At 66.8% G+C, this 10461-nt stretch carries 12 protein-coding genes; 7 read left to right on the forward strand and 5 right to left on the reverse strand.

What is annotated here, in order from left to right:
* Nucleotides 1–110 precede the first annotated feature (110 nt).
* Both QCE73_RS07135 and QCE73_RS07140 read left to right on the forward strand, forming a co-directional pair.
* Nucleotides 111–335 (forward strand): zinc ribbon domain-containing protein, encoded by a 225-nt coding sequence (locus QCE73_RS07135; RefSeq protein ID WP_309880406.1) that lies wholly within the window; start codon nt 111–113, stop codon nt 333–335.
* Nucleotides 336–543: 208 nt separating this feature from the next.
* On the forward strand, nt 544–819 hold the full coding sequence (locus QCE73_RS07140) for a DUF1488 domain-containing protein (RefSeq protein WP_035498609.1): 276 nt from the start codon (nt 544–546) through the stop codon (nt 817–819).
* A 41-nt stretch (nt 820–860) separates the two neighbouring features.
* Here QCE73_RS07140 and QCE73_RS07145 read toward each other — a convergent pair whose 3' ends face one another.
* Both QCE73_RS07145 and QCE73_RS07150 read right to left on the reverse strand, forming a co-directional pair.
* Nucleotides 861–1316, reverse strand: coding sequence for a response regulator (locus QCE73_RS07145; RefSeq protein WP_035498607.1), 456 nt, complete (start codon nt 1314–1316; stop codon nt 861–863).
* Nucleotides 1317–1418: 102 nt separating this feature from the next.
* Entirely contained in the window at nt 1419–1883 is a 465-nt protein-coding gene (locus tag QCE73_RS07150; RefSeq protein WP_309880409.1) for a glycine zipper domain-containing protein, read from the reverse strand.
* Nucleotides 1884–2239: 356 nt separating this feature from the next.
* Between QCE73_RS07150 and QCE73_RS07155 the strand changes: the two genes are divergently transcribed.
* Nucleotides 2240–3190 (forward strand): DMT family transporter, encoded by a 951-nt coding sequence (locus tag QCE73_RS07155; RefSeq protein ID WP_309880410.1) that lies wholly within the window; start codon nt 2240–2242, stop codon nt 3188–3190.
* A gap of 5 nt (nt 3191–3195) precedes the next feature.
* Here QCE73_RS07155 and QCE73_RS07160 read toward each other — a convergent pair whose 3' ends face one another.
* The 3 genes from QCE73_RS07160 to QCE73_RS07170 all read right to left on the reverse strand — a co-directional run bounded on the left by QCE73_RS07160 (nt 3196) and on the right by QCE73_RS07170 (nt 4399).
* Nucleotides 3196–3729, reverse strand: coding sequence for a cupin (locus tag QCE73_RS07160; protein WP_309880411.1), 534 nt, complete (start codon nt 3727–3729; stop codon nt 3196–3198).
* Between the two features lie 70 nt (nt 3730–3799).
* Nucleotides 3800–4033, reverse strand: a complete 234-nt coding sequence (locus QCE73_RS07165; RefSeq protein WP_309880412.1) for a hypothetical protein — start codon at nt 4031–4033, stop codon at nt 3800–3802.
* 30 nt (nt 4034–4063) lie between these two features.
* A complete protein-coding gene (locus QCE73_RS07170; protein ID WP_309880414.1) occupies nt 4064–4399 on the reverse strand; it encodes a hypothetical protein in 336 nt (111 codons plus the stop codon).
* Between the two features lie 234 nt (nt 4400–4633).
* On the opposite strand from QCE73_RS07170, the gene QCE73_RS07175 reads away from it, so the two are divergent.
* The 4 genes from QCE73_RS07175 (at nt 4634) to QCE73_RS07190 (ending at nt 10452) form a co-directional block, all read left to right on the forward strand.
* Nucleotides 4634–5551, forward strand: a complete 918-nt coding sequence (locus tag QCE73_RS07175; RefSeq protein ID WP_309880416.1) for a LysR family transcriptional regulator — start codon at nt 4634–4636, stop codon at nt 5549–5551.
* Nucleotides 5552–5741: 190 nt separating this feature from the next.
* Entirely contained in the window at nt 5742–8057 is a 2316-nt protein-coding gene (locus QCE73_RS07180; protein WP_309880417.1) for a filamentous hemagglutinin N-terminal domain-containing protein, read from the forward strand.
* Nucleotides 8030–9796, forward strand: a complete 1767-nt coding sequence (locus QCE73_RS07185) for a ShlB/FhaC/HecB family hemolysin secretion/activation protein (RefSeq protein ID WP_309880419.1) — start codon at nt 8030–8032, stop codon at nt 9794–9796. Before QCE73_RS07180 ends, QCE73_RS07185 begins: the two co-directional genes overlap by 28 nt.
* An 11-nt stretch (nt 9797–9807) precedes the next feature.
* Complete coding sequence (locus QCE73_RS07190; RefSeq protein WP_309880421.1) at nt 9808–10452, forward strand: FecR family protein; 645 nt, start codon at nt 9808–9810, stop codon at nt 10450–10452.
* The last annotated feature ends 9 nt before the right edge of the window (nt 10453–10461 follow it).

The raw sequence follows: 10461 nt of genomic DNA on the forward strand, positions 1-10461 counted from the left end.
ATGGATCCCGCTTCCTTTGCAGCAATGGCAGTGCCACGGCGCATCGCGGCGCGAACCGAAACCCTTGCTAAACTGAACGCATCAGCGATCTTTCTTCGAGTGGAAACGTCATGCCTGTCTACGATTACGATTGCGCGGATTGCGGCGCATTCGAAGCCGTCCGCCGCATCGCCGAACGTGACGAACCTGCGGCGTGTCCGCAATGCGGCGCGACGGCCGCGCGCGTGACGATCGGCGCACCGAGCGTGGGCGGCGCGAGCTCATCCGGCGACGGCGCGGCCGAAGCCGGCAGCTACGGCATGTCTCATCGGGGCGGGTGCCTCTGCTGCCGCTAGCCTCCTTTACGGCACGCGCCCGGGCACGGCCATTGCAAAGTCACCGTCTCGAACGTCTCGCGCATCGCGGGCGTATCATGCAAGACGACAGTGCGCGGCGCGCAAGGCCGCGCGCAGTCGAGGGCATCGCCATCGCGGGCCGCACAGTTTCGCTTCCCGCGATGATCGCGCTTAACGTGTTCCGATCGAATAACAGGAGGTGATAAGGATGACGATAGAGTTCAGCGGGCGGCGTCATGTCGTGGCGGCAGCGCGTGTCGCTTTCGAGGCCAAGGTGGACGGCCGCGAAGTGTGGTGCAGCGTCTCCCTCGATGCGCTCAACGATCACTTCGGCAACAGCGGGACGTCGTCGCACGATCTCCTCTCCGCGTTCGAAGGAGGACGCGTGCAAATAGAAGACGCGGCCCGGCGCACGCTGGAGCGCAACCACGGCCAGTCGGTCGAGCTGGAAACCAGCGATTTCAAGGCTTCCCGGGCGGTCTGAGACAGCGCGGCGGGCGGCGGCTCATCGGCTGGCCGCCTGCGTCACTGTGCATAGAAGCATTTCAATACATCGAACATCCACCACACCGGGCACGGCGTTCTGCAAAAGCCGTCGTATCCGGCTGCGTGGAGCGTATCGCGCGGATCGCGCCCGGCATCGGCGGCGAGCGCGATGAACATCTCCACTTCGCCTTCCAGCCGATCCAGCATCAGCGTATCGCGCAGCGTGCGCGCAAGCGCATGATCGTGAAGCTCGCCGATGAGCGTATCGACGAACAGCACTTGCGGCCGCCATTTACGCAGAAACTGCAGGACACCGAGCGCATCGCCGATCTGCACGGCCTCGAAGCCGCGCATCGCGAGCAGAAGCGCGAAAGAATCGCCGACGTTCGATTCCGAATGCACGATCAGCACGCGTCGTGGGCCGGCGAGCGCCATGGTCAGCGGATTGAATATTTCGCACCGCTCGTTGCGTAGATCGTACGATCGTTCTTCCATGTCGGCCCGGCACGGCGAGGAGCCGTGTCGGTACCTTTGGTACAGCAAGGTTGAGGCCCGACTGACAGATGCTTACACGCGGTTACGTCGGCCACCGGTTCTTCAGCGCGCGGCCAGCAGACCGACGATCAACCCGCCGACCGCCGCCAGCGCGATCGACTTCCAGGGATTGTCGTGCACGAAGTCATCGGTGCCTTCCCTCGCCTGCCGATATCGCGTCGCGACGACATCCTGCGCTCCCGTCAGCATGTCGCGCGCGCGCCGTGGCGCCGGCCGCGACGGATGGTACTGGCTGCCCTGCCCCGCGGAAGTCGCGGCGGCCGGTTGCGCGAGCACGGACGGACTGTCGCCGCCTTCGAGCACGCTGCCGTGCACGTGATACGGCGCATACATCGCCGGCCTGTGCGCCGCGCCCGGCGTGAGCGGCGTCACGCTCGCGGCCTGCCCCTGCGCCATGCCCGGCGCGAGCGTCGCTTCCATCGCGCTCGTCACCGTGCGGCGCGCGAGCGGCGGATCGTCCGTTTGCATCGATTGAATCGTGGATGCGCTGCCGTTTGCATTGTCCATGGCTTTTCTCCAGTTGACCGCGTCCATCGCGCTGCAAAACCTTCATCCATCTTCCGACGATGCAAGAGTCGCACCGAATCCATGCGCCGGCAACCCGTGCGCCGGCGGCCAGGCACGCTCCGCCGTCGATGATAATTTTTCTCACATAGCGGTGAGAATTGCTCGTTTGTCCGCGCGTGCGCGCACGCTTACGATCCTTGGCGTAGAGCGAAGCCGGGCGAGCGTCCCGAAAGAAGCGGCGAGCACGGAGCCGCGCCGACAACGCTGCATCTTTCGTTTCACGCCGGGCCGAAACGTCGGCCTGCCGCACGCCGATACGATGGCTTCGCCCTCCTACTCCTTCTGCGAAGCCCGCCATGAATCCCGTCAATCTCGCTCAACTGTTCATCCTCGCCGCGTTGTGGGGCGGCTCGTTCCTGTTCATCCGCGTCGGCGTGACCGATCTCGGCGTCGCGCCGCTGATGGCGCTGCGCGTGGGCATCGGCGCGATCTTTCTTCTGCTGATGCTCGCGTTGCGCGGCAAGGCGCGACAGGCGTTCTCGACGATGCGTGAGCGCGCGTGGCCGCTCATCGTCGTCGGCGTGCTCAACTCCGCCGCGCCGTTCTGTCTTTTCGCGTATGCGGAGCTGACGTTGCCGGCGGGCGTCACGTCCGTCATCAACGCGACGACGCCGCTCTGGGGCGCGCTCGTCGCGTACCTGTGGCTCAGCGACCGGTTGACCGGCATGCGCGTCGCCGGACTCGCGATCGGTTTCGCCGGCGTGCTCGCGCTCGTCTGGAACCAGATGTTCATGCACGATGCGAGCGCCGCTCCCGTCGCGCCGATGACCACCGCCCTCGCCGCGCTGGCCGCGCTCGCCGCGTCCGCCAGTTACGGCGTCGCCGCGAGCTATACGAAGAAGCATCTGATGGGCGTCGATTCGCTGACGGTCGCCGCCGGCACGATGAGCGCCGCGACGCTCGTGCTCCTGCCGTTCGCGCTTTTCTTCTGGCCCACGGGCGCGGTATCGGCGCACGCATGGGGCGCGGTGCTCGGACTGGGCGTCGCGTGCACCGGCGTGGCCTACATGATGTTTTTCCATCTCATCGCGGTGGTCGGGCCTGCCCGCGCGATCACGGTGACCTTCCTGATTCCGATCTTCGGGATTCTGTGGGGTGCGCTGTTTCTCGCGGAACGTGTGTCGATGGGCATGGCGGTGGCGTGCGCGATCGTGCTCGTCGGCACCGCGCTCGCGACGGGCGTCGTCAAGCGCATTCCGTTGTTCAGCGCGCGCCGCACGCAGTGCGCGAAAGAAAGCAAGGCCTGAGCGAATCAGCGCCAAAGTCGCGCGAGCGGCCCGTCTTCTCCGGCGACGGGATCGCTTGTCGGGAACGGAAGCGCTTCCATCGCGATGCGGTCTGCCTCGCTGATCGCGTCGCGGCGAATATCCCATTGCTGACCGGGCGGATACGCGCCGATGACCTGGAAGCGGCGGCCCGCCGTCAGCAGACAATGGCCGGTGCCGGCGGGCAGGATGAGGGCATCGCCTGCGCTGACCGCGATCACACGGCCGTGCGGCCCGCCGAGAATCAGCTCGGCGTCGCCGGAAGCGATGCCGAGCGCCTCATGCGCGGTCGAATGGAAATGGTGATAGTCGAAGACGCCGTCGCGCCATTGCGGCGGCCAGCCGTTTTGCGCGAACAGCGCTTCGAAACGCGCGGCGCAGTCGGCGACTTTGGGATCGATCGCGCCGCGCCACACGAGTACCGGCAGGCGTGAATTGTTCGGCACCCAGCCGTTCGGCGGCAGCATGAAGTGCTCGCAGCGCGCACCCCGCGCCTTAAGCGTTACGGTTTGCTCAGCCATGTTGCGCTTATCTCCTGAAGAGTCGAAGAAAAGCGCAGCAACGGCCGTTCCACTTCGTTTCAAGCTGGCCTCAATGTCCGTGCCAGTGGCCGCCGCCTCCGGAAAAGCCGATACCGAGCGACACCGATGGCGCCGCGTAATACCCCGGCCCATACGCGTACCCATAGGCAGGCGCGTAGCCGTATGCAGGCGCGGGCGCGTAGCCATAAGGCGGCGCATACACGCAGCCGCCGAGACCGGCCGCCAGCGCCAGCGCGACGGGCACGATCAGCGCCCTGATTCGAGTTCGAGATGAAGTTTTCATGATGATGCCCCGCTCCCGTTCGTTCTCCGCTTACCAGTGGCGATAGCCGTAGCTGCCGTGATGCGCATACCAGTCGCGGCGTCCCCAGTAGCGATAACCGTCCCAGTACCGGTCGCCATGCCAGCCGACGACGATGGCGGGCGCGGGCGCGACGATGACCGGCGCCGGCTGATACACGATGGGCGGTGGCGGCGGAGGCGGCGGCGCCTCATAGACGGGCGCAGGCGCGACATAAACCGGCGCCGCATAAACCGGCGCCACCGGCACCCCGAGGTTGACGCCGACGCTCACGCCCGCCATCGCGGCTTCGCAAGCGAGGCCCGCCGACAACGCAATTCCGATCCCGACCACGCCCTTGATGTTCATTTCGTCCTCTTCAGATAAGCCATCGCCAAGACTGCGATGCGCTCCTGAACTCGCATGCAGCCATGAATCCATCGTAGCCGCGCCGCTTGCCCGCTGAGTTACAAGCGCTGTAACAGATGTGAATCCTGAAACGGATGTGCGGATTTCGCGCGCCGGGCCGCATCGTCCGCGCCGGTTGCGCGCCCTTGCGCCGCCGTGGGATAGTTCCGGCTTCGTCAAACGGATGCCGGGCCGATGGACTTATTGCGGAGCATGAGAATCTTTGCGCGCGTGGCGGAGGCGGCGAGCTTCACTGTCGCGGCGCAGCAAATGGACATTACGACCGCGCAGGCATCGCGCGCGGTCACCGAACTCGAGACGCATTTGCGCACGCGTCTTCTGAATCGCACGACGCGGCGCGTGGCGCTCACCGATGCCGGCAACCGCTATCTCACCCGCTGCAAGGAAGTGCTCGAACTCGTCGATCTCTCCGAGGCCGAAGCGGGCGATGCGCAGGTCTCGCCGAGCGGCGTGCTGCGCATGCACGCGCCGATCACCTTCGGCCAGCACTACGTCGTGCCCGCGCTCACGCGTTATCTGGAGGAGCATCCGCAGGTACGCGTCGAACTGACGCTCTCGCAGCACGTGCCCGACATGCTCGACGAAGGCTTCGATGTCTTTCTGCAAGTCACCACGTCCACCCTGCCCGACTCCGCGCTCGTTTCCACGAAAATCTGCTCGATGCCGAGCGTGCTCTGCGCATCGCCCGGCTATCTGAAGCGCGCGGGTGCGCCGCAGCGCATCGAGGACCTGACGAATCACACGTGCCTGCAACTCGTGACGACCTTCTTCCCGGTCGACCGATGGGTCTTCGAAGGCCCGCGCGGCAAGCACGAAGTGGAGCTGGAACCCGGCCGCCTGCGCGTCAATTCCGCCGATGCGCTCGCCGTCGCCTTGTCGAACGGACTCGGCATCGCTCCGTTGCCGATGCTCGCGGCGCTCCCGTGGCTGCAAAACGGCTCGCTCGTGCGCGTGTTGCCCGACTGGGAACTACAGAGCATGACGATCTACGCGATGTATGCGTCCCGTCAGTATCTCGATGCGAAGATCCGTACCTGGGTCGCGTTTCTGCGGGAATTCGTCGAAGGCACGCTCGCGAACGAGCCGGTCTGAACGTCATATAAATACATCGTATTCCTAAGACAAATGAAGTGATCACGTGCGTAATCGAACGCACATAGCCAACGCCCGCGTACATTCTCTAAACGCGTAGTTGCATGCATGATTCGGAACACTAAACTGCTTGATGGTGCGCCTGCATTTCGTCGCGACGATGCAGCGCAACAGAAAGGAGTCTGCCGACATGATCAAGGCTCTGCGCGCAAGCACCGCGTCCCCCGCGCTGCGTTTTTGCTCCGCCACGCTTCTGAGCGCGGCCTTCGCGTATGCGCACGCGGAGCCGACCGGCGCGCGCGTCGTCGGGGGTTCGGGCTCCGTGACGAGCGCGGGTCCGAACACGACCATTCAGCAGAACAGCGGCCGCCTCGCGATCGACTGGAATTCGTTCAGCACGCGTCCCGGCGAATCGGTCACGTTCAATCAGCCGGGCGCGAATGCGATCGCGCTCAACCGCGTCGTCGGGCCGCGTCCTTCGGCGCTGTTCGGCAGGCTCGACGCGAATGGACAGGTTTTCATCGTCAATCCGAACGGCGTGATCTTCGGGCCGGGCGCGCAGGTGAACGTCGGAGGATTGCTGGCTTCGTCGCTCGATCTGTCGACCAACGACTTCATGAGTGGCCATTACACGTTCGCCGGCGGCGAGCGTCATCATCACCATCGCGGCGGCGGCGCGGTCGTGAATCTCGGCACGATCGAGAGCGCGCCCGGCGGCTATGTCGCGCTGATCGGCACGCGGGCGATCAACGCCGGCACGATCGATTCGCCCGGCGGCTTCGCGGCGCTCGCGGCGGGCGAACGCATCGCGGTCACGCTCGGCGACCACAGCATGATCGGCTTGTCGGTGGAGCGCGGCGCGCTCAATGCGCTCGCCGCCAATCACGGGCTGATTCAGGCCGATGGCGGTCAGGCGTGGCTCGCCGCGAGCGCCGAGGACGCGCTTTTCAACAACGTCGTGAACAACACGGGCATCATCCGCGCGCGCAGCGCCGTGAACCAGAACGGCGTGATCCGGCTCGTCGCGGATACGGGCGTCGTGCAGGTCGGCGGCACGCTCGACGCATCGGCGCCCAATGGCGGCAACGGCGGCATCATCGAGACGGCGGGCACGCAGGTGCGCGTCGCGCCCGATGCGCAGATCACGACGGCAGCGGCCTCGGGGCAGACCGGAACGTGGCGCATCGCGAGCGACTTCGCGGCGCTCGTCGGCGCGGACGACGACATCGGACGGCGCTTCGGCACGATCCAGAGCGCGACGCTTTCGCGCGTGCTCGAATCGACGAATGTGTCGATCGGCGCCGCGTCGCCGCCGGGCTTCGCGCCGTTCGGCTTCGTGCTGATCGACGGCCCGGTCGCGTGGCGCGGGGCGAACATGCTTTCGCTCGCGGCGCAGAGCGGCATCCGGCTCGATGCGTCCATCAGCGCGCCGCGCGGCACGCTCTCGATGACGACGGCCGGCACCGCCACGCAGCGCGCGCCGATCGAAGCCGCGAGCGTCGCGCTGCAAGGCGGTGCGGGCGTCTATCAACTGACGAACGCGGGCAATCGCATCGGCACGTTCGCGGCCAACGCCGGTTCGATCGCTCTCGCCGATAGCGCGCCGCTCACCATCGGCAACGTGGCGGGTTTGACGGGCATCTCGGCGAGCGGCGCGGTGACGCTCACGGCGCAGTCGCTCACGCTCGCCGCACCGGTCGCGAGCCGCGCGAGCGGCACGGCCATCACGCTCGCGGCCGTGACCTTCGTGAACCGCGCGGGCGCTCAGGCGCTCGCCGCGCCCAACGGACGCTGGCTCGTGTACTCGGACGCGCCCGATTCGGACGCATTCGGCGGCCTGCAAAGCGCCAATCTCGCGCTCTGGGGCGACGCATACACGGGCGGCGCCGATGCACGCGCCGCGTCGGCATCGGGCAATCGCTTCGCGTTCAATGCGCTGCAGCAGGTCACGCTCACGGCGATCAACCTCGACGTGCCGTTCGATACACCGCGCACGCTCGGACCGAACGACGTCACGATCGCGCTGCGCTACAACGGCGCGAACTACGGCGGCGCATTCGCCGACAGTCCGGCGATCCACGAGCCTTTCGTCTTCACGGTGACGAGCACGGGCGCGGCGCCAGGCGCGACGGTCGGCACCTACGCGATCACGATCACCGCGACGGGCGGCCCCACGGGTTACAAGATCACGACGCAAGGCGGCACGTTGCGGATCGCGGGCGCGCCCTCTCAGCCGGTGACACCGCCGTCGCCACCCGTGCAGCCGGTGACGCCGGTAACGCCGGTGACGCCGGAAACGCCCGGGACCGTCGTCACGACGGCGGCGACGCTGCCCGGCATTCTCGATTCCGTGCGCACCGACGCCGCCAATCCCGCGCCGCTCTACAACGCGACGCCCGGACTTCAGCCGGAGTCGGCGCCGCTCGTGCAGCAGCGCACCGATTCGACGAGCGACGGCAGCCGCCTGCCGGACGACGCATGGCCCGGTCACGTATGCCGCATGTGAAGCCCGGGCGCGTGCAACGCTTCGGGCCCCGCGAACGACGCCGCAGCGGCGCTTCCCGCCGGCTCGCCGTGCTTTTCGCGACGCTCGTCGCGGCGAGCGCGCGCGACATGCGCGATGTGCACGCCCAGGCGCTGCCGAACGCGGGCAGCATCCTGCGCGAACAGCAGCAGCAATCGCCCGCGCCGTTACCGCCCTCCGACCTGCGTCTGAACGTGACGCCCGCGCCCGGGCCGCCGCCCGCATCGGGCGCGCCCGGTGGCATCCGCTTCGAGGTGAAGGGCTTCGAGTTCACCGGCAACACGCTTTTCCCCGCCGCGGCGTTGCTCGACGCCGTGCGTGCGCTCATCGGCCCGGATCGCTCGCTCGACGATCTCGAAAGCGCCGCCGATCGCGTGAGCGCGTTCTATCGCCGGCACGGCTATCTGGTGGCGCGCGCCTACGTGCCGCCGCAGCAGATCGACAACGGCATCGTGCGCATCGCGGTGAGCGAGGGGCACTACGGGCGCATCGACATCGATAATCAGTCGCGCACGCGTGATGCGGTCATCGCGCGCTTCTTCGGCGGGCTCAAACCGGGCGACGTCATCTACGAGCACGCGCTGACCCGCGCCACGCTGCTCGCGCAGGACGCGGCCGGCACGACGGGCGCGAATGCGACGATCTCGCCGGGGCTTCTGCCCGGCACGTCGAACATGACGCTCCAGGTGCCGAAGGCGCGGCCGTTGGCGGGCAGCGTGCAGGCCGACAACTACGGCCAGGCGACGACCGGCACCGCGCGTCTCATCGGCGCGCTGCAATGGAACAATCCGCTCGGCATCGGCGATCAGCTCGGCGCACGGCTGCTCGGCTCGATCACCGGCCAGTTCTACGGCAACATCGGCTATACGGTGCCGGTCGGCGGCAGCGGCCTCGCGTGGGGCATCGGCTATACGCGCTCGACGTATTCCGTCGGCGGCCAGTTCGACGATCTCGACGCCTACGGCAGCGCAAATGTCTTCTCGACATTCGTAAGCTATCCGCTGCTGCGCTCGCCGGCGGCGAACGTGTACGCGACGCTCGGCTTCGACCACAAGCTGCTGTCGGATCATCTGGGCGCATTCGATTCCGTCAGCGACAAGAACAGCGACGTCGGACGGCTCGGCGTATCGGGCAATCTCACGCTCGAAAAGAGCATCACGACCTTCGACACGGGCATCCAGCAAGGCAACCTGCGCTTCAAGTCGCCGCAGCCGGCGCAGGTCGCGTCGCAGATCGCCGGCTCGTTCACGAAGTTCGTGTTCGCCGCGACGCACACGCAAGTGATCGGCAATCAGGCCAACGGCACGCAGCTCTACTTCTCGCTCAACGGCCAGACGACCTCGCGCAATCTCGACTCGTCCGAACAGATTTCGCTCGGCGGACCCTATGCGGTGCGCGCGTATGCGACCGGCGATGCGCCCGTCGACGAAGCGTATATCGCGACCTTCGAAGTGCGGCAGACGATCAGGCAATCGCTCGTGCCGGTGCTCGTCACGCTGGCGGGTTTCATCGATACCGCCGATGGCAGGATCGTCGCGCATCCGGTCGTGCCCGGCAGCAATCACGTGAGGCTGTCGGGACTGGGCGTCGGCGCGACCTTCACCGCGCCGCACGAGTTTCTGCTGTCGATGTCCTACGCGCACACCCTCGGCTACGTCCCGCCGACGCTCGGCACGGGCCACGCGAACCGCTTCTGGGTCGCGCTCACGAAGTCCTTTTGAGACCGAATACGATGCGCGCCCGACACTTCCTCCTCTTTCTCCTTCTGGCGATGACCGCGCGCGTGGCGTCGGCCGAGCCGGTCGCGACGATCACCGCGCTCGTCGGCAATGTCGCGATTCAGGGTGCGAACGGCGCGCAGCGCGTCGCGGCGATGGGCGGCAACATCGAAAACGGCGACACCGTGCAGACCGGCGTTGCGTCCGAGATCGTGATGATCTTCACCGACAAGCAGCGCGTGTATCTGAAGCCCGGCTCGGTGTTTCGCGTCGACGATTTCCGCTACGCGGCGAACGCGCCGCAGGAAGACCGCAGTTTCCTGTCGCTCGTGAAAGGCGGATTGCGCGCCGTCGACGGACTCGTTGCAAAAGAAGGCAAGGCGGAAAACTATCGCGTGAAGACGCCGACCTCGACCATCGGCATACGCGGCACCGAATATTCCGTCACCGATTGCGCGAACCTCGAACCCGGCGCGAATGCGGATTGCAAGGGCGATCAGATCGTCGTCTACGACGGGCAGATCGTCGTGATCAATCAGGTCGACAGGCAGATCGTGCGCGCGGGCGAAGGCACGATCGTCATCAATGCGCGCTCGCCGTTCGGCGTGCTCCCGGCGTCGCGGGTCACGCCGGTGGTGCCGTCGGCGGCGTGCCGCTAGCGGAACCGG

This window comes from Caballeronia sp. LZ029 (genome assembly GCF_031451275.1).
GTDB lineage: Bacteria > Pseudomonadota > Gammaproteobacteria > Burkholderiales > Burkholderiaceae > Caballeronia > Caballeronia jiangsuensis.